The 24264-nt window shown below is 72.4% G+C and carries 16 protein-coding genes; 6 read left to right on the forward strand and 10 right to left on the reverse strand.

Translation table 11 applies throughout. From position 1 onward, the window contains the following. Positions 1-10 precede the first annotated feature (10 nt). Complete coding sequence (locus tag AB0A97_RS00920) at positions 11-1759, reverse strand: SWIM zinc finger family protein (protein WP_361142618.1); 1749 nt, start codon at positions 1757-1759, stop codon at positions 11-13. After that, positions 1756-4419, reverse strand: coding sequence for a DEAD/DEAH box helicase (locus tag AB0A97_RS00925; RefSeq protein ID WP_361142620.1), 2664 nt, complete (start codon positions 4417-4419; stop codon positions 1756-1758). The genes AB0A97_RS00920 and AB0A97_RS00925 overlap by 4 nt, the downstream gene beginning before the upstream one ends. 812 nt (positions 4420-5231) lie before the next feature. On the opposite strand from AB0A97_RS00925, the gene AB0A97_RS00930 reads away from it, so the two are divergent. Continuing rightward, entirely contained in the window at positions 5232-6770 is a 1539-nt protein-coding gene (locus tag AB0A97_RS00930) for a UvrD-helicase domain-containing protein (RefSeq protein WP_361142623.1), read from the forward strand. A 231-nt stretch (positions 6771-7001) separates the two neighbouring features. Further along, positions 7002-7385 (forward strand): DUF6343 family protein, encoded by a 384-nt coding sequence (locus AB0A97_RS00935; RefSeq protein ID WP_361145110.1) that lies wholly within the window; start codon positions 7002-7004, stop codon positions 7383-7385. A 192-nt stretch (positions 7386-7577) separates the two neighbouring features. Here AB0A97_RS00935 and AB0A97_RS00940 read toward each other — a convergent pair whose 3' ends face one another. The 3 genes from AB0A97_RS00940 to AB0A97_RS00950 form a co-directional block, all read right to left on the reverse strand. Next, positions 7578-7961 (reverse strand): tetratricopeptide repeat protein, encoded by a 384-nt coding sequence (locus tag AB0A97_RS00940; protein ID WP_361142626.1) that lies wholly within the window; start codon positions 7959-7961, stop codon positions 7578-7580. Between the two features lie 262 nt (positions 7962-8223). Next, on the reverse strand, positions 8224-8820 hold the full coding sequence (gene coaE, locus AB0A97_RS00945; RefSeq protein ID WP_361142629.1) for a dephospho-CoA kinase: 597 nt from the start codon (positions 8818-8820) through the stop codon (positions 8224-8226). Between the two features lie 114 nt (positions 8821-8934). Next, positions 8935-9882, reverse strand: coding sequence for a PAC2 family protein (locus AB0A97_RS00950; RefSeq protein ID WP_125056926.1), 948 nt, complete (start codon positions 9880-9882; stop codon positions 8935-8937). Between the two features lie 362 nt (positions 9883-10244). Here AB0A97_RS00950 and AB0A97_RS00955 point away from each other — a divergent pair, with 362 nt between their 5' ends. Further along, positions 10245-11249 (forward strand): right-handed parallel beta-helix repeat-containing protein, encoded by a 1005-nt coding sequence (locus AB0A97_RS00955; RefSeq protein ID WP_361142632.1) that lies wholly within the window; start codon positions 10245-10247, stop codon positions 11247-11249. Between the two features lie 237 nt (positions 11250-11486). Here the strand turns inward: AB0A97_RS00955 and rpsA are convergent, their stop codons facing one another. Continuing rightward, a complete protein-coding gene (gene rpsA, locus AB0A97_RS00960) occupies positions 11487-13004 on the reverse strand; it encodes a 30S ribosomal protein S1 (RefSeq protein WP_361142635.1) in 1518 nt (505 codons plus the stop codon). Between the two features lie 373 nt (positions 13005-13377). Between rpsA and AB0A97_RS00965 the strand changes: the two genes are divergently transcribed. Then, on the forward strand, positions 13378-14244 hold the full coding sequence (locus AB0A97_RS00965; protein WP_361142637.1) for a class I SAM-dependent methyltransferase: 867 nt from the start codon (positions 13378-13380) through the stop codon (positions 14242-14244). Positions 14245-14386: 142 nt separating this feature from the next. Beyond that, positions 14387-17086 carry an ATP-dependent helicase HrpB gene (gene hrpB / locus AB0A97_RS00970; RefSeq protein ID WP_361142640.1) on the forward strand — a complete coding sequence of 900 codons (2700 nt, stop codon included), beginning with the start codon at positions 14387-14389 and terminating at the stop codon, positions 17084-17086. Here the strand turns inward: hrpB and AB0A97_RS00975 are convergent. From AB0A97_RS00975 to AB0A97_RS00985, 3 genes are all read right to left on the reverse strand, one after another. After that, positions 17073-18065 carry a DUF3068 domain-containing protein gene (locus tag AB0A97_RS00975; protein ID WP_361142643.1) on the reverse strand — a complete coding sequence of 331 codons (993 nt, stop codon included), beginning with the start codon at positions 18063-18065 and terminating at the stop codon, positions 17073-17075. The genes hrpB and AB0A97_RS00975 overlap by 14 nt on opposite strands. A 19-nt stretch (positions 18066-18084) precedes the next feature. After that, the gene (locus AB0A97_RS00980; RefSeq protein WP_361142645.1) at positions 18085-18219 is read right to left on the reverse strand and encodes an SPW_0924 family protein; all 135 of its coding nucleotides are present in this window, start codon (positions 18217-18219) and stop codon (positions 18085-18087) included. A 186-nt stretch (positions 18220-18405) separates the two neighbouring features. Further along, the gene (locus AB0A97_RS00985) at positions 18406-20304 is read right to left on the reverse strand and encodes a lytic transglycosylase (RefSeq protein ID WP_361142647.1); all 1899 of its coding nucleotides are present in this window, start codon (positions 20302-20304) and stop codon (positions 18406-18408) included. 156 nt (positions 20305-20460) lie between these two features. Between AB0A97_RS00985 and AB0A97_RS00990 the strand changes: the two genes are divergently transcribed. After that, on the forward strand, positions 20461-21321 hold the full coding sequence (locus tag AB0A97_RS00990; protein ID WP_361142650.1) for a DUF4184 family protein: 861 nt from the start codon (positions 20461-20463) through the stop codon (positions 21319-21321). A 78-nt stretch (positions 21322-21399) separates the two neighbouring features. Here the strand turns inward: AB0A97_RS00990 and polA are convergent, their stop codons facing one another. After that, positions 21400-24138 carry a DNA polymerase I gene (gene polA / locus AB0A97_RS00995; RefSeq protein WP_361142652.1) on the reverse strand — a complete coding sequence of 913 codons (2739 nt, stop codon included), beginning with the start codon at positions 24136-24138 and terminating at the stop codon, positions 21400-21402. Between the last annotated feature and the right edge of the window lie 126 nt (positions 24139-24264).

The following is a 24264-nucleotide window of genomic DNA, read 5'->3' on the forward strand; positions in this document are numbered from 1 at the left end:
CCGAGGTTAGTCATCGGCCGAGCAGCGCGGTGAGGGCCCCTGCGGGATCGGCGTCGGCGCGGCCGGTGGGCCACCAGTCCTCGGTGCCGGGGTCGGATTCGTACGGGTACCAGCGGTTGTCGTGGCCGAAGCGGAGCTGGATGCCGCGGGCGGGGTCGGTGAGGTGGTTGTACCGGGGTCGGAGGGCCGGGAGGCCGGCGGCGATCAGGGCGCTGCGGGCCCGATCGAAATCACCGGCCGGCGGGTTCCAGGTGGTGTCGAGCAGGTCCAGCCCTTCGAGACCGCCCTGGCGCCAGGCCGCGACGGCGCGTGCCACGTCCGTGACGGTACGGCCGGTGGCCGCGGCGAGGTCGCGGTAGAGGGCGCGGGTGGTGGAGGTCAGGCCGGCGGTGGGGTGGGCGGCCGCGGCCAGCCTGATGCCGTCCTGCCAGGGTGTGAGGGCGGGGAACGGGGACCGGTCGGACGCCTGCGGGTGGTCCGGCCCGGCCGGGTACGCCGGCGGAACGCCCGGCCGGGCCGGTTGCGCCGGCGCGGATCGTGGGCCGTCGGTCTGCGGCTCCAGGGTGGCGGTCTGCGGCTCCGGGGTGGTGGCCCGTATGTGGCTCAGGTAGGCGTGTGCCCGGACTGTGGCGTCGGTGGCGAGGAATTCGAGGGCGCCCGCGTCCAGTGGGAGGCCGTCAGCGTCCGGTAGGGCAGGGGTCTGCCCGGGTTGTGGCGGGAGGGGCATGGGGGGCGGGAGGGGCGGCAGCAGTCTGTCGGCCAGGGCGGCGCGGGCGAGCACGCCACGGGGCACACGAACTTGCCGGACCGGCTCCGACGGCGCGGAATCCGGCGTGTACTCCGTCTCCGCTTCCTCGCTCGCCCCGCTCTTCTCCCGGGCCCCGGGACTCCCCGGCGCGGTGGCGGTCCTCGCCGCCCTGCCCGCGGCAGCCGCCGCCCGTGCGTCGGCGCGGGGGCCGTTGCGGGCGTCGGACAACGGCCCGGCGGCCGTGCCCGGCGGCGCGAGCTGCGCGCCGCGGGATTCGCGGGCGGTGAGTGTCGCGTTACGGCGGGACAGCTCGTCGAGGAGTTCGCGTTCGCCGCGGCCGCGCACGAGGAGCAGGACGAACGGGTCGGCGTCCAGCAGCCGCGCCACCTGGAAGCAGACCGCGGCGGCGTGCTTGCAGGGGTTGCCGTGGTCGGGACAGGAGCAGCGCGGTACCAGGTCGCCCGGGCCGGGCAGCAGTTGTACGCCCGCTTCGGCGACGGCCTTCGGCAGCTTCTTGGCCAGGAGTGCGGTGAGCTGGGCCGGCTCGGCGGCGACCGAGTCCAGGAGGACGGTCCATTCGTCGGCGGTGAGGTGCCGGAGCCGGATGACCACGTTGTACGGGCGTGGTCTGCTGCCCCGTACGGAGGCGGCGATGCGCCCGGGGGTGATGTTGATCGTGTCGACGTTGCCGTCACGCGCGTACGTACGGCCGCGGGCGAGCCGGGCGCTGTCCAGGGCCGTGGTCTCCAGCGCGTCCAGCCAGGCGCTTCCCCACCAGGTCTCGGCGAACAGTCCTCGGGCGCCGGAACGCTGTGGCAGGGGCGGGAACGTCCGTGACCGGTCGGCGCGGTCCAGGTGTTGCGGCAGGTGCCGCGCGGCATGCCCCGCCGCCTGCCCCTGGCGGTCCTGTCCGGCACCGCGGCCGGGGCGGGCGGCCGGAGGCGCGTCCTCGCCGGATGGCGGGAAGCGGTCGGCGCCGTCTCCGGGGAAGGGGCGTGGGCGGCGGCTCATGCGGCCCTCCTCAGGGAGACGAGGTCGGCGAGCTGGGCGTCGGTCAGTTCGGTGAGGGCGGTCTCCCCGCCGGAGAGGACGGCGTCCGCGAGGGCCCGCTTGGCGGTGAGCAGTTCCGCGATGTTGTCCTCGACCGTCCCCTCGGCGATGAGCCGGTGGACCTGGACCGGCTGGGTCTGGCCGATGCGGTAGGCCCGGTCGGTGGCCTGTTCCTCGACTGCCGGGTTCCACCACCGGTCGTAGTGGATGACATGGCCGGCCCGGGTGAGGTTGAGGCCGGTGCCGGCCGCCTTCAGGGAGAGCAGGAAGACCGGTGTGCGGCCCGACTGGAACCGGTCGACCATCGCCTCGCGGGCCTGCACGGGGGTACCGCCGTGCAGGAGGGCGTTACCGATGCCGCGTGCGGTCAGGTGTTTCTCCAGCAGGCGCGCCATCTCCACGTACTGCGTGAAGATCAGTGTCGCGCCGCCCTCCGCGAGGATCGTGTCGAGCAGTTCGTCCAGCAGCTCCAGCTTCCCCGACCGGGCCGTCAGGCCGGGCGCGGCCTCCTTCAGGTATTGCGCGGGGTGGTTGCAGATCTGTTTGAGGGCGGTCAGCAGCTTCATCACGAGGCCGCGGCGGGCGATGCCCTCGGCCGCTTCGATACGGGCCAGAGTTTCGCGGACGACCGCCTCGTACAGCGCGGCCTGCTCGCGGCCCAGGGCGACCGGGTGGTCCGTCTCGGTCTTGGGGGGCAGCTCGGGGGCGATGCCGGGGTCGGACTTCTTGCGGCGCAGGATGAACGGGCGGACCAGCCGGGCGAGGCGTTCGGCGGCTTCCGGGTCCTCGCCGCCTTCGACCTCGCGCGCGTACAGGGCGCGGAAGGTCTTCAGGGAGCCGAGGAGGCCGGGAGTGGTCCAGTCGAGGAGGGCCCACAGCTCGGAGAGGTTGTTCTCGACGGGGGTGCCGGTGAGGGCGATGCGGGCCGGGGCCTTGATGCCGCGCAGTGCCTTGCCCGTGGAGGAGCGCGGGTTCTTCACGTGCTGTGCCTCGTCCGCGACGACCCAGGCCCAGGGGCGGGCGGCCAGGGCGGCGGCGCTCGAACGCATCGTGCCGTACGTGGTCAGGACGAAGCCGCCGTCCACGTCGTCCAGGCTGCGGCCGGTGCCGTGGAAGCGGCGTACGGGCACGCCGGGGGCGAAGCGTTCGATCTCGCGCTGCCAGTTGCCGAGGAGGGAGGCCGGGCACACCACGAGGACGGGGGCGGCGGGCCGTTGGTGGAGGTGCAGAGCGATGACCGTGATGGTCTTGCCGAGGCCCATGTCGTCGGCGAGGCAGCCGCCGAGGCCGAGGGAGGTCATCCGGTCCAGCCAGGCCAGGCCACGGAGCTGGTAGTCGCGCAGGGTGGCGTTCAGCCCGGCGGGCTGCGGCGGTACGGGAGCTTCGCCGGTCAGGCGGGAGCGCAGGGCGGCGAGGGCGCCCAAGGGCACCACCTCGATCTCTTCCCCGTCCACCTCGGTGGAGCCGTTCAGCGTCGCGGCCAGGGCGTCGACCGGGTCCAGATAGCCCAGTTCGCGCTTGCGGGCCTTGCGGACGAGCGCCGGATCGACCAGCACCCACTGGTCGCGCAGCCGCACCACGGGCCGGTGGGCCTCCGCGAGGGTGTCCATCTCCGCCTCGGAGAGCGGCAGGCCGTCCAGGGCCACCTGCCAGCGGAACTGCAGCAGCTTCTCGGTGTCGAAGAAGCCGAACCCGTCGGCTGCGGAGCCGGGGGCCGGGCGGATGACGGCGGCCGCGGTCAGTCCGCGAGCCAGTTCCTTCGGCCAGTGGACGGCGATGCCGGCGGCGGCCAGGCGGGGCGCCGCGTCACCCAGCAGCTCGTACAGCTCGTCCTCGGCCAGCGGCAGGACATCGGGAACCGGCCGCTCCAGAAAGCGGGACAGCGGGGACCAGACGCGGGCGGCCCGGCGCAACGCCAGGAGGGTGTCGACGCGGGCACGCGGGCCGAAGTGGTCGGAACCTTCGCCCTCCCACAGTTGTACGGCGTCGGCGACGAGGGTGGGATCGGTGAGGCTGTGCACCTGGAGGACAGCTGCCGCGGCACTGCGCTCTTCCGCAGCGGCATGATCCGCTACTGCCTCGGTGGAGACCTCGCCCTCCACAGCCCCGGGCTCCGCCCGCATGTCGAAGAGCCCGTGGGCAGCCAGGTCGAGTCGCAGCGACAGCCGCACCCCGGCATCCACCCCGGCTGCCACTTCGGCAGCCCAGTCCCGCGCGCCGGGAAGATACTGCGGCGCCACTGCGGCAAAGGGGGCGCCGGTCAGGTGTGCCGCCGCCGGCGTACGGGGCAGTGCGTCGGCCACTGCGTCCACGAGGGCTCTGACCAGCAGCTCCGGGTCGTGGAGCTGCAACGGGCTGCTGTCGGGCAGCGGAACGGCGTACCCCTCGGACGGCATGGCGGCGGCGACCGCCCGCAGGTGCGCGACATCCTCGGGCTCCAGGGGTCCGGCACGCCATGCGTCGTTGTCCCGGTCGGTCAGTCCGGGCAGTAGGCGGCCGCGCGCGACCAGGTTCAGGGCGTGCAGAACGGCCGCGCCCCAGCAGGCGGCGGCAGGATGAGCAGACGTGTCGTGCCGGGCACGGGCCAGCAGCGGAACCGCCCCGGCGACGGGCAGCAGCACCGCGGGAACCGTACGTCTACGGGCGCCGTTGCCATGCCGCCGCGCGACCGTGAGCTCCACCGCTTCGGCCGCGCCGGCCGTCCCTACCGCGCTGTCCGCCCCGGCTGCGCCGGTCGGCCGCGCTCCGTCTCCCGCAGCCGTGCGAACGCTCGGAAGCGGGCCACCGTCCGGACGCCAGAAAGCGAACCGGCCGGCCCGGGGCGGCTCGGCGGGCAGGAAAACCGCGGCACAGCGAACCCACGCGGAAGACTCCGCACTCCCCTGACTTCCCTGCTTCGTCCGCTCCTCCCGCCTCGCGTGCCCCGCAGTACCGGCGGAACCGGCGGACGGCAGCCCGGCGGCAGGCACCCACTGCCCCGCTGCCTCTCCGCGATCCACCATGCCGCTGCCTTTCCCTGGCTCCCGTCGCGCCCCACGCGCCCATCGCGCCTGACTCGTCCCCGCCCCGTTCCCTGCCTTGGCCCCCGCTCCTGCCCGTCGCCGCTCACGTCTCGGCTGTCCCGGGGGTTGCCCCACACCCCGACCTGCGAGTTTACGGTCGTCCACGCCCACCCCTCCTTTCCGCAGCCGACGGGCGACAGTGACGGACCGGAACCGGAACCGCGCCGACAGCACCGCGACCGAACCTCGGAACCGCTCGGACCGCGTGAGATCGATGGAAGCAGACGCCACTGACAACGGCCCCGCCGACGAGCGCCGGAGCGAAGTTATCCACAGGCCGCGAGAGAAATCCCACGGCCGGCCCGCGATCGGCTACCGTCGATTCCATCGTCACGCACAGTGACGACGGAACCACGACGTGAGGACCTGCCATGGACCGTCCGGGCACCGACTTCAACCACCCGACAGCCGAGCAGACCGCCGCCGCGGACGCCTTCCGCTCGGGCGACCATCTCGTGATCCAGGCCGGGGCGGGGACGGGAAAAACCACGACGCTCGCGATGCTCGCCCACTGCCCGCCCCCACGCGGACGCCCGCCGTGCGGCCAGGGCCGCTACATCGCTTTCAACAAAGCGACCGCGCGGGACGCCTCCCGGCGCTTTCCCGGCCACGTCACCTGCAGCACGGCCCACGCGCTCGCGTACGCGTCCATCGGCAAGGACTACCAGGCCCGGCTGAACGCCCCACGGCAGGCGAGCTGGCGTATCGGCGCCTCACTGGGCATCGACGCCGGGACGACCGTACGCATCGGCGCCCGCCGGATCGGCAACAAGGCCCTGTCGTACACGGCCCTGCGTACCGTGTCCCGGTTCTGCCAGTCCGCCGACCCGGATCTCACGGATCAGCATGTGCCCCGGCTGCGCGGAGCCGAGGAGGACGTGTTGCACGGGCAGTTGTCGGAGGCCGTCCTGCCGTTCGCCCGCAAGGCATGGGCGGACCTCCAGCACCCCGACCGGGGCACCGTGCGCTTCGAGCACGACCACTATCTGAAGATGTGGGCACTGCGCGGCCCGAAGATCGCGGCGGACTTCCTTCTCCTCGACGAGGCCCAGGACACCAACCCCGTGGTCGAACAGATCTTCACCGCTCAGCGCGGGCACGCCCAGCTGGTCATGGTCGGGGACTCAGCGCAGGCCATCTACGGATGGCGCGGAGCACGTGACGTGATGAGCAGCTTCGACGGGAGACAGCTGGCCCTGTCCCGGTCCTTCCGTTTCGGCCCGGCGCTGGCCGCGGAGGCCAACCGCTGGCTGGCCATCGTCGCCGCCCCGATCCGGCTCGAAGGCTCACCGTGGCTGGCCACGGAGCTGGGGAAGGTCTCCAGACCGGACGCGGTCCTGTGCCGGACCAACGTCGGAGCGATGGTGGAGGTGATACGCCAGCTCGAACAGGGTCGCCGGGTGGCACTGGCGGGCGGCGGAGGAGCCCTTGCCGCGCTGGCGCAGCCCGCGCACGACCTCCGATCGGGTCGCCGCCCGTCCCACCCCGAGCTGATGCTCTTCGAGTCCTGGCAGGAGCTACGGGAGTACGCGGGGTACGACCCGTCGGGGCGGGATCTCCAGCCCTTGGTCGAACTGGTCGACGAGCACGGAACGGAGGCTGTACTGCAAGCGCTGGACCGCTTGTCGGAGGAGGAAGCGGCGGAGGTCACCGTATCGACGGCGCACCGGGCCAAAGGGCGGGAGTGGCCGACGGTCCGGATCGCGGACGATTTCACGGGCCCTGACGACCTCGACGAACGGGACGAGCACGGAGAGCCGTTACCCGGGCCCGTCGACCTCGCGGAAGCGCGCCTGGCCTACGTAGCCGTCACGCGGGCCCGGACCCGGCTGGACATCGGCGGCCTGTCATGGATCAACAGTCATCCGGCCGGCGACCCTCGCCCTGACCTGCCCCGGGGAGCACCGTGAGCCCGCGGCGCATCAAGTGCCGGGCCCCCGTCGGGACGATCACGGGCAACATGACGCAGCCCCCAGATCAGGAGGACCCTGGAAGGGACAGAGACAGGCCCAGGGACAGGCACATCGACACCGCACGAACAGCTGGCTCAGAGCAACGAGTGATGAGTCGTGAAGGGTGATGAGTGGAGATGGGTGATGCGTACCGGTAATGAGCCTCTTCAGGCGCGCAGCCCGCTGAAGATGCGCCGTGGACTGGCGTTGTGGGGAATGCTGTGGGCCGCGGCAGGCACGGCGGCTTTCGTGCTGGCCGGCAGGCCGGGGTGGGCAGCAGCGTGCGCCGTGGTGACCGCACTGGCCGCGACGGATCTGGCCATGGTGATACGGCACATCCGCCAGGGCCCGCACTACCAGCCGGGAAAGGACGTGCCCCCGTACGAACCGGACCACGGCTCCGCCACCGGCTGCGGACCACGGAGCACCAGCCTGCCTGGCCGCGATCCGAGTGGCCGCCCGCCGGGTGATCACGACACAGGGAACCGGGGTCGAGGACGCCCTGGTGCGGACGGGAGCGAGGACGACGACGGGGAAGGGGACAGCCGAGGACGAATAGACGACGGCCGCTAGGAGCGGCCCCGGGTGGAAGCCGCACGAACGGAACCGGGAGACGCCGACCAGGCCACAGACCACATCAGGTCAGGCCAGGCTAGGTCGAGTCGGGCAAGGGAGGTCAAGGGGACAGAGACAGGGACAGGTCAAGCCGCGCCAGGCTGACCAGCCGGACCCAAGCGGGCCAGCCGGGCCAGGGTGAGTCGAGCCTTACGTCTCTTCGGAGCCTTCCGGGGGCTCGAAGCGGGCGGCTTCGATGAATTCGGGGCGGGGGTCGAGAGCTGCGGCCAGGCGGAAGTGACGCCGGGCTTCTTCCGGGCGGTTGGCGCGCTGGAGGGTGCGGGCGAGGGCGAAGTGGGCGAAGGCGTTGTCCGGTTCGCGTTCCAGAACGATCTGGAATTCCAACTCGGCCGGACGCAGTTGTGCGGCGAGGAAGAAGGCACGGGCGCGCAGCAGGCGGGCCGCGGTGTTCTCCGGGTGCGCGGCGATGACCGGGTCCAGGAGTTGCACGGCGCCGCGGGGGTCGCGGGCAGCCAGCAACTGCTCGGCGGCCCGGAAGTCGATGACGTTCGTCTCGGGGCTGCGTTCGGCCACGGCCGTCTCCTTTCCCGTGCCACGGGCCATCAGTTGCACGTGGCTCGCCGCTTCGGTACGGGCAAGCCCATGCGTCACCCGCTCGGCAGGCGTTACGTGCGGCTCAACAAGCACGTCGCCCGTCGCATTCCCCACGTGGACGTCCCGCAACCTGGCGTCGAGCGTCCGCACGGCCCATTCGATGCCGGGGGCCGGCAGCGTGGGGCCAGGGAGCCGTCGGCGGATGTGCGCCGCCGGTCGTTAGGGAGTGTGTCGCTCTCGCTCAGCCGGTCCGTTCGCGCAGGTTGTGCCACACCTTGCGTACCTGGGGCTCCAGGGCTTCCAGTGGGCCGTCGTTGTCGATGACCAGGTCGGCGATCGCGAGGCGCTTCTCGCGTGTCGCCTGTGCCTCCATGCGGGCCCTGGCCTCGCTCTCGGCCATGCCTCGCAGCCGTACCAGCCGGTCGAGCTGGGTGTCCGGCGTCGCGTCGACCACGACGACCAGGTCGTACAGGGGCGCGAGGCCGTTCTCGGTGAGCAGAGGTACGTCGTGCACGACCACCGCGTCCGGGCCGGCCGCCGCTTCCAGCTCCACCGATCGTGCGCCCACCAGGGGGTGCACGATCGCGTTCAGGGCCTGGAGTTTCTGCGGGTCGGCGAAGACGATCGCGCCCAGTCTGGGCCGGTCCAGGGTGCCGTCCGCGGACAGTACGTCCTCGCCGAACTCCGCGGTCACGGCGGCGAGTCCGGGCGTGCCGGGCTCGACCACCTCACGTGCGATCTTGTCGGCGTCCACGATCACCGCGCCGTACGACGCCAGCATCCGCGACACCTCGCTCTTGCCTGCGCCGATACCGCCCGTAAGCCCCACCTTCACCATGGGGCCCACGCTATACGGCTCGGTCCGCCCCCGGCCACGGGCACCGGCCCGATGGGCGACAGGTGCTCCTCAGGCGCCCGCTCTTCAGGCGCCTGCTCTTCGGGCACCTGCTCCTCAAGCGCCGCCGTTCTCGCCTTCGCGTTCCGCGAGGAAGCGCTCCAGTTCCCGGCCGATCTCGTCCGCGGACGGCAGTTCCATCGGCTCGGCGACCAGGTTGCCCCGGCTTTCCGCGCCGGCCACGGCGTCGTACTGGTGCTCAAGGCCGCTCACCAGCGCGACCAGTTCCTCGTCCCCTTCGGAGATCTGCCGTTCGATCTCCTCCTGGGTGCGCAGCGCCTCCGTACGCAGCGAGTGCGCCGCGGTCGGGAGCACGAGTCCGGTGGCGGCCGTCACCGCCTCCAGGGCCGTCAGGGCCGCGTCCGGGTACGGGGAACGGGCCACGTAGTGCGGTACGTGCGCGGCCACGCCCAGCACGTCGTGACCTGCCTCCGCGAGCCGGAACTCGATGAGCGACTCGGCGCTGCCCGGCACCTGGGCCTCGTCGAAGAAGCTGCTGTGGCCGGGCATGAGGTCGGTGCGGTTGCCGTGCGGGGTGATGCCCACAGGACGGGTGTGGGGGACGCCCATCGGGATACCGTGGAAGTTGACCGCCAGTCGTACGCCGAGCCGCTCCACCATCTGCCGCACCGCGGCGGCGAAACGCTCCCACTCCACGTCCGGCTCCGGGCCGGACAGCAGCAGGAACGGTGCGCCGGTGGCGTCCTCGACGAGGCGGAGTTCGATGCTCGGGGTCTCGAACGCGGTCCAGCGGTGGCGCTGGAAGGTGAGCAGCGGCCTGCGGGCGCGGTAGTCGACGAGGCGGTCGTGGTCGAAGCGGGCGACGACCCGGTGGGTGAGGCTGCCCAGCAGGCGCTCCACGATCTGGTCGCCGGTCTCACCGGCGTCGATGTAGCCGTCGAAGTGGTACAGCAGCACCAACCCCGCGGAGTCCCGCGCGGTGATCGCCTCTACCGCCGCGAGCCCGCTCGGCTCCCATTCGTACAAACCCTGGGGATCCAACACAGTGACCGCTCCTCCTCGATGTCCGTCCCCCAGAACGCCGTACGTGCCTCCGGCATTCCCGCCGCGACGCACCATCCGCCGATGCTGCGCGGACAGGTGTCCGTGGCAGCGACGCCGACCGGCGTATCGCGGGGCCACCAAGAAGGTAATGGGGAGACGCGTACACGGATGTTCATGTTGGTGAACGGCAGAGTTCGAGGGCCGAAGGTGGAACCGCCACCACCACGCAGCCACCACCGCACCTACCGCCCCCCAACACCCCATCCACCTCCCGCGGTTGACCGTGCATCGATTAGTGCTACCTTCACCATCGTTCCCTGTTCATGGTGACGTTCTGCGTTCACGTACAGGAAGGCGCATCGATGCGTACGCGTTCTCTTCTGTCGCTTCCCGCCGCCGTGCTGCTGAGCGTCGGCGCCCTGCTCTCGACCCCTGGCGCGGCGCACGGGAGCACTCCGGGGCCTGCCCCAGCCGCTCCCCCAACCACCGCCCGCACCATCGACGTCTCCACCGCCGCCCAGCTCAAGGACGCCCTGTCGGCCGCCGAGCCCGGTGACACCGTTCGCCTCGCGGACGGTACGTACCAGGGCAACTTCAAGGCCGCCACCGCGGCCGGCACTTCCGCGCGGATCACTCTCACCGGCTCGGCCAAGGCTGTTCTGGCGGCGAGCGGCGGTTACGGGCTCCACTTGAACGGCGCCTCGTACTGGACGGTACGGGGCATCACCGTCACCGGCGGCCAGAAGGGCATCGTGACGGACGGGGCGAACGGCGTGGTCCTCGACTCCGTCACCGTGCACGGCCTGGACATGGAGGGGGTGCACTTCCGTAAGTCCAGCAGGGACGGCGTCATCAAGAACTCGCGGATCTACGACACCGGGCGGGACGGCAGCGGTATGGGCGAGGGGGTGTACGTGGGCAGTGCGGGCGGAACCGGGGACAAGAGCGACAACGTGCAGATTCTGCGCAACACCATCGGGCCCGGCGTCGGCGGCGAGAACATCGACATCAAGGAGGGCACCACCGGGGCGAAGATCATTGGCAATACGTTCGACGGCAGCGGGCTGACCGGCGCCCACTTCGACGACTCGTGGGCCGACATCAAGGGCAACAAGGTGCTGGTGGAGGGCAACACCGGCAAGCACACCCGTAACAACGGTTACGAGACGCACAGCCAGCAGCCGGGCTGGGGCTGCGGCACGGTCTTCCGCGGCAACCGGTCCGACCTGGGCGGAGCGTCGGGCCCGAACCGCTACGGGTTCCACATCACCAACTACAACGCGTCCACCTGTCCAGTGACGATTTCCGGCGACAACACGGTCACGGGCGGACGCGGGATCGCCACCCCGGGCGTTCCGGTCGGCTAGCTCCCGACCCCGGCCCGAACCTCAACCCCGACCCGGCCCCGACCCCGGCCCCAGTCCCAACCCGAACCTCACCCCCAGCAGCCCCAATAAGACATCACGGCCCCCGGCAAACACCTTCAGCCCCCCGACCCCCGAACCACGACGAAGGCCCGCCCCCACAAGGGGAGCGGGCCTTCCATGTCCTACCTGTCAGCGCTCACCGGTCTTCACCGACGGCACTCACCGGCCGGGACGCGTTCAGCTCTGGCCACCGGCCAGCTTCTCGCGCAGCGCGGCCAGGGCCTCGTCCGACGCCAGGGCGCCGGAGTTGTCGCTCGACTCGGAGGAGTACGAGCCACCCGAGACGTTGCCGCCGCCGGCGTTGCCCGAGCCGCCCGCGGCCGGAGCCGCCGCACCCTCGGCCGCAGCCTGCTCGTCGGCCTCGCGCGACTTGATGACCTGGGCCTGGTGCTGCTCGAAGCGCTGCTGCGCCTCGGCGTACTGGGTCTCCCACGCCTCGCGCTGGGCCTCGTAGCCCTCCAGCCAGTCGTTGGTCTCCGGGTCGAAGCCCTCGGGGTAGATGTAGTTGCCCTGGTCGTCGTAGGACGCGGCCATGCCGTACAGGGTCGGGTCGAACTCGACCGCCGTCGGGTCGGCGCCGAAGGACTCGTTGGCCTGCTTCAGCGACAGCGAGATCCGGCGACGCTCCAGGTCGATGTCGATGACCTTGACGAAGATCTCGTCGTTGACCTGGACGACCTGCTCCGGGATCTCCACGTGGCGCTCGGCCAGCTCGGAGATGTGGACCAGACCCTCGATGCCCTCGTCGACGCGGACGAACGCACCGAACGGAACGAGCTTGGTGACCTTACCCGGGACGACCTGACCGATCTGGTGGGTCCGGGCGAACTGCTGCCACGGGTCTTCCTGGGTCGCCTTGAGCGACAGGGACACGCGCTCGCGGTCCATGTCGACGTCCAGCACCTCGACCGTGACCTCCTGGCCGACCTCGACGACCTCGGAGGGGTGGTCGATGTGCTTCCAGGACAGCTCGGAGACGTGCACCAGGCCGTCCACGCCACCCAGGTCCACGAAGGCACCGAAGTTGACGATGGAGGAGACGACGCCGGAGCGCACCTGACCCTTCTGGAGGGTGGTGAGGAAGGTCTGACGGACCTCGCTCTGGGTCTGCTCCAGCCAGGCACGGCGGGACAGGACCACGTTGTTGCGGTTCTTGTCCAGCTCGATGATCTTGGCTTCGAGCTCCTTGCCCACGTAGGGCTGCAGGTCGCGCACGCGGCGCATCTCGACCAGGGAGGCCGGCAGGAAGCCACGGAGGCCGATGTCGAGGATGAGACCACCCTTGACGACCTCGATGACGGTACCGGTGACGATCCCGTCCTCTTCCTTGATCTTCTCGATGGTGCCCCAGGCACGCTCGTACTGGGCGCGCTTCTTCGAGAGGATCAGGCGGCCTTCCTTGTCCTCCTTCTGGAGAACAAGGGCTTCGATCTCGTCACCGACGGCGACGACCTCGTTGGGGTCGACGTCGTGCTTGATCGAGAGCTCGCGGCTCGGGATAACGCCTTCGGTCTTGTAACCGATGTCGAGCAGGACCTCGTCCCGGTCGACCTTCACGATGACGCCGTCGACGATGTCGCCGTCGTTGAAGTACTTGATCGTCTCGTCGATCGCGGCGAGGAAGGCTTCCTCGTTACCGATGTCGTTGACCGCAACCTGCGGGGTGGTGGCGGTGGTCTCGGTGCTGCTCGTCATGTGGGAAAGGGCTCCGGTACGGACATTGAAGTCGTAGGTACTGCTACGCCGAGAGCCTGTATCGCCTCTGCATAAGACCGGACAGCGTCAGGGACGGCTGAACACGGCACTCCTAACCAACCGAAGCACCGGCAGCGTCCCGAAAACCGAGGGGACATACATACAGATGCGAGCGCGACCTGCTCCGTCTGAGGTGCGCAGGCCCGCAGCGCAACTTGTAGCATACGGGGGCAGCCGGACACGGTCAATGCGCGAAGACGCACACCCGGGGCGGAACGCCCCATAACCGGCACCCGCCATGTTCCGCGAGGCCGTCAGGGCCTCTGGGCCACCGGCAGCCACAAGCTCACGAAGAGTACGACGACGGGGCGCAATGAACCAAGAGTGCGAGCCGGAGGCGACACGACGTGCCGCCTCGGACGCGGAGAGCAGCCGGGCCAGCCGCGGCTGGTGGGACCGCAACGCGGACGAGTACCAGAACGATCACGGAGCGTTCCTGGGGGACGACCGGTTCGTCTGGGGCCCCGAAGGGCTGGACGAGGCGGAAGCCGGGCTCCTGGGGCCCGCGACCGGGCTGAAGGGGCAGCGCGTCCTGGAGATCGGGGCGGGCGCGGCCCAGTGTTCCCGCTGGCTGGCGGCGCAGGGCGCCCACCCGGTCGCGCTCGACCTCTCGCACCGGCAGCTCCAGCACGCCCTGCGCATCGGTACGGGGGCGGAGCCCACCGGGCCGGACGGGTCCACCGGCCGGGCCCCGGCTCCGGGCGTGTCGGCCCAGGTCGAACTCGTCGAGGCGGACGCGGGCGCGCTCCCCTTCCGTGACGCCTCCTTCGACCTCGCGTGCTCCGCGTACGGGGCGATCCCCTTCGTGGCCGACCCGGTACGCGTGCTGCGCGAGGTACGGCGGGTGCTGCGGCCCGGCGGCCGCTGGGTGTTCTCGGTGACCCACCCGATCCGCTGGGCCTTCCCCGACGAGCCGGGCCCGGAGGGCCTGAGCGTCGGCGCGTCCTACTTCGACCGCACGCCCTACGTCGAGCAGGACGAGACGGGCCGCGCGGTGTACGTGGAGCACCACCGGACGCTGGGCGACCGGGTGCGGGACGTGGCCGTCGCGGGCTTCCGGCTGGTGGACCTGGTCGAGCCGGAGTGGCCGGAGTGGAACACGCAGGAGTGGGGCGGCTGGTCGCCGCTGCGCGGGAATCTGATTCCCGGTACGGCGATCTTTGTCTGCGTCGCGGACTGAGTTCGTCTGCGTCACGAGCTGGCCGACGGGCCGGCTGCCCACCTGGCTGCCTGGCTGCCTGGCTGCCTGGCTGCCTGGCTGAAGGAACGGTCCGGCAGCGCCCCGCACCACCCCGCCCGAACCGTTCCGGGAAACTGGTGGCGTGATCCACCACGACGCCCTCGCCCAGTTGCCCGTACGGACCGCCCTGCCCTCCCTGGAGCGAGCGCTGGCCGCAGACGGCGCGGCGGTGCTCTGCGCGCCCCCGGGCACCGGCAAGACGACCTTGGTGCCGCTGGCGCTGGCCGGTCTGACCGGTCAGGACGGCCCGTACTCCCCTGCGGACACCCCCCGCCGCGTCCTCGTCGCCGAGCCACGCCGGATCGCGGCCCGCGCCGCCGCCCGGCGGATGGCCTGGCTGCTGGGCGAGCAGGTGGGCGACCGGGTCGGCTTCACCGTGCGCGGTGAGCGCCGGGCCGGGCCCCGTACGGTCGTCGAGGTCGTGACCACCGGTGTGCTGCTGCAACGGTTGCAGCGGGACCCTGAATTGTCGGGCGTCGACACCGTGATGCTCGACGAGTGTCACGAGCGGCACCTGGACGCCGACACCGCCGCCGCCTTCCTCCTGGACGTACGGGCGACGCTGCGCCCGGAGCTGCGGCTGATCGCGGCTTCGGCGACGACGGACGCGGCGGGCTGGGCCCGTCTCCTGGGCCGTGACGGCACCACCGCGGGCAACGACACCACGGGCGACGGCGACGGCGCGGCCCCGGTGGTCGAGGCGGCAGGGGTGTCCCATCCCGTGGAGGTCGTCTGGGCGCCGCCGGAGCGGCCCGTGCGGCCCGCGCACGGCATGCGGGTCGATCCGGCGCTGCTCGGGCACGTCGCGGCGACGGTGCGGCGGGCGCTGCGTGAGCGGCCGGGGGACGTGCTGTGTTTCCTGCCGGGGGTCGGCGAGATCGCGCGGGTGGCGGGGCAGTTGGGCGATGTGGCGGACGCCGGTACCGAGGTGTTGCAGGTGCACGGGCGGGCGCCGGCCGCCGTCCAGGACGCGGTACTGGCCGGCAGCGCGGACCGGCGCCGGGTGGTGCTGGCGACCTCGGTGGCCGAGTCGAGCCTGACGGTGCCGGGCGTGCGGGTGGTCGTGGACTGCGGGCTGGCGCGGGAGCCCCGTACCGATCATGCGCGGGGGCTGAGCGCGCTGACGACCGTACGGGCCTCCCAGGCGTCGGCGCGGCAGCGTGCGGGGCGGGCCGGGCGCGAGGCGCCGGGAACGGTCTACCGCTGCTGGTCCGAGGGCGAGGACGGGCGGCTGCCGCGTTTCCCGGCGCCGGAGATCAAGGTCGCGGACCTCACCGCGTTCGCGTTGCAGGCCGCCTGCTGGGGTGATCCGGACGCGGCGGGTCTGGCCCTGCTGGACGCGCCGCCCGCCGGTGCGCTGGCCGCCGCGCGCGAGGTGCTGACGGCGATCGGGGCGGTGGGCGCGGACGGCCGGGTCACGGACCGGGGCGTACGGATGTCCCGGCTCGGCCTGCACCCGCGCCTGGCGCGCGCCCTGCTGGACGGCGCGCGGCAGGTCGGCGAGCGCCGTGCCGCCGAGGTGGTCGCGCTGCTGAGCGAGGAGCCGCCGCGGGAGTACGGGGACGATCTGGCGGCCGCGTGGCGTACGGCCCGGAGGGGGCAGGACGCCTACGGTGCCCGCTGGCGCCAGGAGGCCCGCCGGCTGGCCTCCGCGGTGACGGCCGGCTCGCGGAAGCGGTCCGAGAACCGTACGGACGCGACGTCGGGGACCGGCCCGGCCCGCCCCGCCGACAGCGCCGGGGAAGGGGCCGGTGCGGGTGCAGGGGCCAGGGCCGGTACGGGTGCCGGTGCCGATGCCGGTGACGACGCGGTCGCCGGACTGGTCGCCGCTCTCGCATTCCCCGAGCGGGTGGCGCGCTCCCGGGGCGCGGGGACGTTCCTGATGGCGTCGGGGACCGGCGCCGAGCCGGCGGACGGTTCACGGCTGCGCAGCGCGCCGTGGCTGGCCGTGGCGGTCGCCGACCGTCCGGTGACGGCGGCGTCCGCGCGGGTGCGGCTGGCGGCCGTGATCGACGAGGACACCGCGCGTGCGGCGGCCGGGGCGCTGTACGCGGCGGGCGAGGAGGTCCGCTGGGCCGACGGCGACGTGGTGGCCCGTTCCGTCGAACGGCTCGGCGCCGTCGAACTGGTGGCCCGCCCACTGCGCTCCCCCGCCCCCGCCCTCGTCCGGGAGGCCTTGGAGGACGGCTTGCGCGCGGACGGGCTCGGGCTGCTGCGCTGGTCCGACGGCGCGCGGTCGCTGCGGCAGCGGATGGCCTTCCTGCACCGGGTGCTGGGCGGCGACTGGCCCGACGTGTCGGACGCGGCGCTGCTGGGGCAGCTCGACGCGTGGCTCGGGGTGGAGCTGGGCCGGGCGCGGCGGCGTGCCGATCTGGAGCGGGTCGACGCGGGTCAGGCGCTGGCCCGGTTGCTGCCGTGGGCGAGCGGGGCGGCGGTCCGGTTCGACGAGCTGGCGCCGGAGCGCATCGAGGTGCCGAGCGGGTCGCGGATCCGGGTGGACTACGGCGGCGAGCAGCCCGTACTGGCCGTCAAGCTCCAGGAACTGTTCGGCCGGCAGGAGTCCCCCCGGGTGGTCGGCGGCCGCGTCCCCGTCCTCGTACATCTGCTGTCCCCCGCCGGGCGCCCGGCCGCCGTCACGGCCGATCTGGCGTCCTTCTGGAAGGACGGTTACCGGTCCGTACGGGCCGAGTTGCGCGGCCGGTACCCGAAGCACCCCTGGCCCGAGGACCCGTCGGGCGCCCAGCCGACCCGGTACACGACGGCGCGTCTCAAGCGGAGCTGACACGCTCGGCGCGGTCCGGTTCCGGGCGGCCCCGGTGCGGGCGGCGGCCGCGGGCCTCCAGCACGAGGCTCAGGGTGAGGAGCGCGGCGCCGAGGCCGAGGAAGCCCCAGGGCAGGTGGCTGGTGAGGAGCAGGACGAGCCGGCGCTGCGAGGTCACGAGGTCGACGGTGGCCGCCACGTAGTCCGGCCGCATCTTGACGTGGCCGGAGAAGGCGGTGACCTTGCCGCCGCCGGGCACGAGGCTGCCGCCGCGCAGTTCCTCGCGGTGGTCCTCCTCCCCGTTGACGGGCGCGCCGGTGACCGGATCCACCCAGAACATCCGCTTGGTGCTGTACCAGCGGCTGGTGCCGGCCTTCTCGACGGCCTGCGGGGTGATGCCCTGGACCGGCATCTTCTTCGGGAGCGGGACCTTGGTCCAGGGGATGGTCTGCTCGAAGTAGTACACGTCCAGGCCACGGAAGGTGCGGGTGCCCTTGTAGTGGATGGGGGCGGAGGTACGGGTCTGCGCGTCGAAGTAGTCGTAGTCGCGCGGCTCCGTGAGGAAGGGCCACTTGAACTCGATGCCGGTACGCCGTACGGGGTCGCCGTCGACCATTTCGCCGGTGGCGTGCACGGGTTCCTGGGTGTGGGCGTCGAAGATGTAGCGTTCGGGGATCTGGGAGACCATGGTGCCGTCGGGGCCCACGACATGGGAGAGCGCGTCCCAGACCACGACGTCGCGGCCGGCGGTCCGCTCGATGCGTTCGGACTCCTCGACGTTGCCCTTGAGGGTCTGGACGATGGAGACCTCGGGGACCTGGCGGGCCTTCATCGTGCCGTAGTCGAGGAGGGTGGCGGGCTTCGCCTCCAGGACCATGTCCTGGTACTGGTTCGGCGGGACCTTGGCGAGCCGCGGGAAGGCGTACCAGCGCAGCAGCGGGGACAGCGCCGCGAAGAAGACGGCGAAGGCGAGCAGGACCAGGCTGGCTTTGCGTCGCATGGCGGCGGCGCCCTCCCTCTCAGGGGTGTGCGGGGACCGTGGTGCGCAGCGGTTCGGGTGAGGTCCCGCCGCTGGGCACGCCGGCCGCGGTGACGGCGAGGACCAGGGCGAAGGCCGCGGCCAGTCCGATCGCGACGGCGGTCAGTGCGCGCATGGTCGGCCTCCCTTGAGCTGTACGGGCGTCAGGGCGTCGAGGCTGGGGCACCGTAGCAACGGGCGGCGCAGATGAGAACACGTTGCACCACGGCCGCGGCCGCGGCCCGGGACCGCGACTGCCACCGCCGTCCGGCTCGGTGGGAGCGGGACGGCGGTGGCAGTGGCTTGGGAGTACGCGCGGCGGCTAGGTCGTGACGGTCAGTTGCACGGTCAGGACCGCGCCGTCCGCGGTGGTCAGACGCAGCAGGAACGTGCCCGCGTGCTGGTCGGTACGGATCTCCGGCAGCTTGAGCAGGCCGTCGGCGCCGGTCTTGAGGGTGAGGCTGCGGACCGGCTTCTCCTGGTCCTTGGCCTGGTCCTTGGCCTGGTTGTTGGCCGAACCCGTGGCCGTGCCCTGATCCTTGGCCGTGCCCTTGCCCGCCGCGGCGAAGTACGGCCCCTTGTCGTTCTCCACGGGCTGCTTCGGGTCGTCGGTGACCATGGTCGCGGTGACCGCGACGCCCGCCGCGATCTTCCCCTGGTAGGTGGCCTCGACCTCGACGGCGCCCTCGGCGAAGGAGGTGCCGGCCTTGGCCGTCAGCTCCTTGTCGGAGGTGCGGGCCAGCGCGTCGGCCTTGGGCTCGGGCGCGGGCTTGGCCTTGACGGTGGCGCGGACGTCGGTCGGCGGGACCTGGCGGCCCACCGCGGTCGCCCGGACGGTGAAGCTGCCGGCCTGGTCGCCCGCGCCGAGCTTCGGCGCGGTGGCGATGCCGTCGGCGCCGGTCGGGACGGTGACATGGTCGGTCTTGCCCGCGAAACGGGCACCGGTCCTGCCGATCAGGCGGAACTCGACGGGTACGCCCGCTACCGGCTTGCCGTCGGCGTTCTTCGCCCGTACGCGTACCGGCTCGGCGAAGTCCTCGCCCGCGGTGGCCGTGAGGTCCTTCGCGCCGAGCCGCTCCAGGGCGGTGACCGGCGCGGGCTTGGTCGGCGGCTTGGTGGGCGGGGTGGTCGGCGGGTCGGTGGGGTCGGGCTTGGAAGGGCCGGGGCCGGTGGGCGGGGTCGTCGGCTTGCCGCCGCCCGGCTTGCCGCCCGGTGTGCCGCCGCCCGGCTTGCTGCCGCCCGGGGCGGGTTCGGTGGTCTTGCCGCCGGTGTCCTTGCCGCCGTCGCCGTGTCCGGTGCCGGGCCGGGGGCTGGGGAAGGTCGTACGGCCCGGAGTGGGCCCGGCGCCCGCGGCGACGTCCCGGCCGCTGCCCGAGCCACCGCGGTGCACCGGCAGCAGACCCTTGCCGTCGGGGACCTCGTGGGTGCCCTTGCGGTAGAAGGCGAGCCAGGACAGGACGGTGTTCAGGTACTTCGTCGACGGGTTGTAGCCGAGGACCGCCTTGTCCAGGTCGCCCTGTGCGGACAGGTCGCGGTTGTTGGCACAGAGGTAGCGGCCGGCGCCGAGGGCGGCGTCATAGATGTTGTTGGGGTCCTTCTTGCCGTCGCCGTTGCCGTCGGCACCCCAGCCGGTGCCGTCGGGGCCGCCCTGGGACCAGGTCGAGGGGATGAACTGCATCGGGCCCACCGCGCGGTCGTGCGTGGTGTCGCCGTCGAAGACGCCGTGGTCGGTGTCGGTGATCCTCGCGAAGCCGTTGCCGTTGAGCTGCGGTCCGGTGATGCGCTGCACGGTGGTGCCCTCGGCGTCCACGGCGCCGCCGCGGGCGTGGCCGGATTCCACCTTGCCGATGGCGGCGAGCAGTTGCCAGGGCAGCCGGCAGCCGGGGTCCGACTGGGCGACGCGGGCCTCGGCCTCCTTGTACGCGTCCAGGACGGTGGCGGGGATGCCGGCCTCGGCCGGGCCGGTGGCGGCCGGGCCGCCGGTGCCGGGCGAACCTCCGGGCTTGACCGGGCTGTTCAGGGGCGGCAGGTCGGTGTAGTAGGGCGAGCCGCCGTCGATGGGCGTGTCGCCCGCCGGTGCCGCGGGCTCTCCGGTGGCGTTCCCGGTCCTGGCCTCGGCCGCTCCCGGCGCCTGGGACGCGGTCAGGGCGGCCAGCGCGAGCGCTGCCACCGCCGTCGAGGCCGCTCCTTTGCGGAGCCGCCGCCCGAATGTGGCTGCCATCTGTTGCCCGTCCCCTCCGCGTTGATCCACCGCGCGCACGGCGCCGTGCAGCGCTCCCCGGCGCTCCCAACTCACGTGACACTACGACAACTTCCGGCGGGCATCTACTGCTCTCAACGCCAGACATACTGATCCTAAACGATCAGGGAGAGAGTCATGCCGTTCACACTCAGCCATGCCGCCGCGGTGTTCCCGGCCCTGCGGCGGACCGGGACGGCGCGTGGGCCGCTGGTCGCCTCGGCTCTCGTCGCCGGATCGTTCGCGCCGGACCTGACGTACTACGCGGACACCGTGGTGCCCGGCGCGATGCTCTTCGGCGACGTCACACACGGGGTGCCGGGCGTGCTCACGGTGGACGTGCTGGTCACCGCCCTGCTCGTCGGCGGCTGGCTGCTGCTCCGCGAACCGCTGGTGGCGCTGCTGCCGGCGGCCTGGCGCGGCAGGGTGTACGCGGTGGTCCGCGGTCGCCCCTGGCCGACGGGCGGCGGGCCGCTCGCGGCGTTCGCCATCTGGTTCTACGTCTCGGCGGTGCTGGGCGCGCTGACCCACGTCGTCTGGGACGCGTTCACGCATCCGGGGCGCTGGGGCACGCGGCTGTTGCCCGTCCTCAACGAGGCCGTCGGGGGCTTCCCGCTCTGCACGTACGTCCAGTACGGCACGTCGGCGCTGGCCCTGGCCCTGATCGGCTGGTTCCTGTGGACGGCGCTGCGGCAGGCGCCGGACACGCCCGCTCCGGCCGGGCTGCCGGCGCTGGCCGGAGGGCGGCGGCTGCTCGGCGTGGCGCTGCTCGCGCTGTGCCTGGTCGGCGGCGCGGTGCACCGTACGCTGCGGGCCCGCGCCGCGTACGGGGACCTGGCCGTGACCTGGTTCGACTACATACCGACCGTGCTCTTCGGCGCGGGAGCGGGCCTCGCCCTCGGGCTGCCGCTGTACGCGGTGGCGGTACGGCTGCTGCACCGCCGCACGCCCCGGGCCGACGGCACGGCCGCGTACGACCACTCCGGCGCACAGTCGTAGACGGCCACACGCGCGGACGGGAGGCAGCGGCGCCGCGCACCCGTCCGTGCGCGCGGCGCCTCCCGCCCGTCACGCGGCTCAGTGCGCGGCCGACTCCCAGTCGCCGCCGGAGCCGACCGACACGTCCAGCGGGGCGCGCAGCTCCACGGCGCCCGCCATCTCGCGCCGCACCAGCTCCTCGACCTGCTTGCGCTCGCCGGGCGCGACCTCGACCACGATTTCGTCGTGCACCTGGAGCAGCATCCGGGAGGTGAGACCGGCCGCCCGCATCGCCTCGTCGACCCGCAGCATCGCCACCTTGACGATGTCGGCTGCGGTGCCCTGGATGGGGGCGTTCAGCGCCATCCGCTCGGCCATCTCGCGGCGCTGGCGGTTGTCGCTGTTCAGGTCGGGGAGGTAGCGGCGGCGGCCCATGATCGTCTCGGTGTAGCCGGTGGCGCGGGCCTTGTCGACGACGTCCTGGAGGTAGTCGCGCACCCCGCCGAACCGCTCGAAGAAGGTGTCCATCAGGCGGCGGGCCTCGTCGGGCTGGATGCCGAGCTGCTGGGACAGGCCGAACGCCGACAGGCCGTACGCCAGGCCGTAGGACATCGCCTTGATCTTGCGGCGCATCTCCGGGTCGACCTCGGACTTGGCGACCGAGAAGACCTGGGAGGCGACGGTGGTGTGCAGGTCCTCGCCGGAGGTGAACGCCTCGATCAGGCCCTCGTCCTCGGAGAGGTGGGCCATCACGCGCAGCTCGATCTGGCTGTAGTCGGCGGTCAGCAGGGACTCGTACCCCTCGCCGACGACGAAGCCGCGGCGGATCGCGCGGCCCTCGTCGGTGCGGACCGGGATGTTCTGCAGGTTCGGTTCGGTGGAGGAGAGGCGGCCGGTGGCGGCGACGGTCTGGTTGAAGGTGGTGTGGATACGGCCGTCCGCCGCGATCGTCTTGATCAGGCCCTCGACCGTGGTGCGCAACTTGGACTGCTCCCGGTGGCGCAGCATGATCACCGGGAGCTCGTTCTCGGTCTGCGCGGCGAGCCAGGCCAGGGCGTCGGCGTCGGTGGTGTAACCGGTCTTGGTCTTCTTCGTCTTCGGCAGGCCCAGTTCGCCGAAGAGGACCTCCTGGAGCTGCTTGGGCGAGCCGAGGTTGAACTCGTGGCCCGCCGCGGCGTGCGCCTCCTGCACGGCCTGCTGGACGGCGGCGGCGAACTGCTGCTCGATGCGCTCCAGCCAGCCCCGGTCGGCGGCGATGCCGGCCCGCTCCATCCGGGCCAGCAGCACGCTGGTGGGCAGCTCCAGGTCGCGCAGCAGACCGGCCGCGCCGACCTCGTCGAGCTTGGTGGTCATGGCGGCGCCGAGGTCCAGGACCGTACGGGCCTGGTTCATCAGGGCGTCCGCCTGGGCACGGTCGTCGGCGCCGAAGGCCAGTTGTCCGTCGCTCTCGGCGGCCGGGGCCAGGTCGCGGCCCAGGTACTCGACGGACAGGGCGTCCAGCGCGAAGGAGCGGCGGCCGGGCTTGACCAGGTAGGCGGCGAGGGCGGTGTCCATGGTGACGCCGTCGATGCTCCAGCCGTGCTCGCCGAAGACCCGCAGGAGGCCCTTGACGTTGTGCATGACCTTGTGGCTCGCCGGGTCGGCGCTCCAGGCGGCGAAGGCGCGCTCGTCGGCCTCGTCCAGCGTGGTGGGGTCGAACCAGACGGCCGGGCCCTCGGCGGTGGCCAGGGCGACCTCGGCGACGCTGCCGCTGCCCACCGTCCAGGTGTCGACCGTGGAGACGCCCAGCAGCTTGCCGCCGTGCTCGGCCAGCCACGGGGCCAGCTCGCCGGCGCCGGCGACCGTGCCGTCGATCTCCACCTCGGCGGGCGCGGGCCCGGCGTCCTCGGCCTCGGCCGCGCCCGGGTCGGCGGCGAGCAGGCGCTCCCGCAGCCCCTGGTTACGGATCTCCAGCGTCTCCAGGAAGACGGTCAGCGCCGAGCGGTCGTACGCCGCGCGCGCCAGCTCGGCGGGGCCGCAGGGCAGCTCCACGTCGCGCACCATCTCGGTCAGGACGCGGTTGAGCTTGACCGCCTCCAGGTGGTCGCGGAAATTCTGCCCGGCCTTGCCCTTGACCTCCTCGGCGCGCTCCACCAGCTCCGCGAACGAACCGAACTGGTTGATCCACTTCGCGGCGGTCTTCTCGCCGACGCCGGGGATGCCGGGCAGGTTGTCGGACGGGTCGCCGCGCAGCGCCGCGAAGTCCGGGTACTGGGCGGGGCTCAGGCCGTACTTCTCCTGGACCTTCTCCGGGGTGAAGCGGGTCAGCTCGGAGACGCCCTTGGTGGGGTACAGCACCGTGACGTCGTCGGTGACCAGCTGGAAGGAGTCGCGGTCACCGGTGACGATGGAGACCTCGAAGCCCTGGGCGGTGGCCTGGGTGGCGAGCGTGGCGATGACGTCGTCGGCCTCGAAGCCCTCCACGGCGAAGCGCTTGACGTGCATCGCGTCCAGCATCTCGCCGATCAGCTCGACCTGGCCCTTGAACTCGTCGGGCGTCTTGGAGCGGTTCGCCTTGTAGTCGGGGAACTCCTCGGAGCGCCAGGTCTTGCGGGAGACGTCAAAGGCCACCGCGAAGTGCGTGGGCGCCTCGTCACGCAGGGTGTTCGCGAGCATCGACGCGAAGCCGTAGATCGCATTGGTCGGTTGCCCGGAGGCGGTGGTGAAGTTCTCCACGGGCAGGGCGAAGAACGCCCGGTACGCCATGGAATGCCCGTCCATCAGGAGCAGCCGGGGACGGCCGCCCTCCACCGCTTCGGTGCCGGTCGCTTCGCTCTTCTTCGCTGCCTTTGCTGCCACACCCCGATCCTGCCACGCCCCACTGACAATCCCCGCCGCGACGACCGCGGCGGCGCCACCGTCAGCCGTCCGTGACAGGATTCTGTATACGGCACCTATCACCGCCCCGCGGTGTCGGCGGCGCCG

Source organism: Streptomyces sp. NPDC045470, from assembly GCF_040646595.1.
GTDB lineage: Bacteria > Actinomycetota > Actinomycetes > Streptomycetales > Streptomycetaceae > Streptomyces.

Excerpts from the sequence above, each read along its gene's own strand:
- AB0A97_RS00990 (WP_361142650.1), top strand. The coding sequence starts at position 20,461 with ATGCCGTTCACACTCAGCCATGCCGCCGCGGTGTTCCCGGCCCTGCGG.
- AB0A97_RS00975 (WP_361142643.1), bottom strand. The coding sequence starts at position 18,065 with ATGCGACGCAAAGCCAGCCTGGTCCTGCTCGCCTTCGCCGTCTTCTTC.
- AB0A97_RS00920 (WP_361142618.1), bottom strand. The coding sequence starts at position 1,759 with ATGAGCCGCCGCCCACGCCCCTTCCCCGGAGACGGCGCCGACCGCTTC.
- rpsA (WP_361142635.1), bottom strand. The coding sequence starts at position 13,004 with ATGACGAGCAGCACCGAGACCACCGCCACCACCCCGCAGGTTGCGGTC.
- AB0A97_RS00965 (WP_361142637.1), top strand. The coding sequence starts at position 13,378 with ATGAACCAAGAGTGCGAGCCGGAGGCGACACGACGTGCCGCCTCGGAC.
- AB0A97_RS00935 (WP_361145110.1), top strand. The coding sequence starts at position 7,002 with ATGCGCCGTGGACTGGCGTTGTGGGGAATGCTGTGGGCCGCGGCAGGC.
- AB0A97_RS00955 (WP_361142632.1), top strand. The coding sequence starts at position 10,245 with ATGCGTACGCGTTCTCTTCTGTCGCTTCCCGCCGCCGTGCTGCTGAGC.
- AB0A97_RS00985 (WP_361142647.1), bottom strand. The coding sequence starts at position 20,304 with ATGGCAGCCACATTCGGGCGGCGGCTCCGCAAAGGAGCGGCCTCGACG.
- AB0A97_RS00980 (WP_361142645.1), bottom strand. The coding sequence starts at position 18,219 with ATGCGCGCACTGACCGCCGTCGCGATCGGACTGGCCGCGGCCTTCGCC.
- coaE (WP_361142629.1), bottom strand. The coding sequence starts at position 8,820 with ATGGTGAAGGTGGGGCTTACGGGCGGTATCGGCGCAGGCAAGAGCGAG.
- AB0A97_RS00930 (WP_361142623.1), top strand. The coding sequence starts at position 5,232 with ATGGACCGTCCGGGCACCGACTTCAACCACCCGACAGCCGAGCAGACC.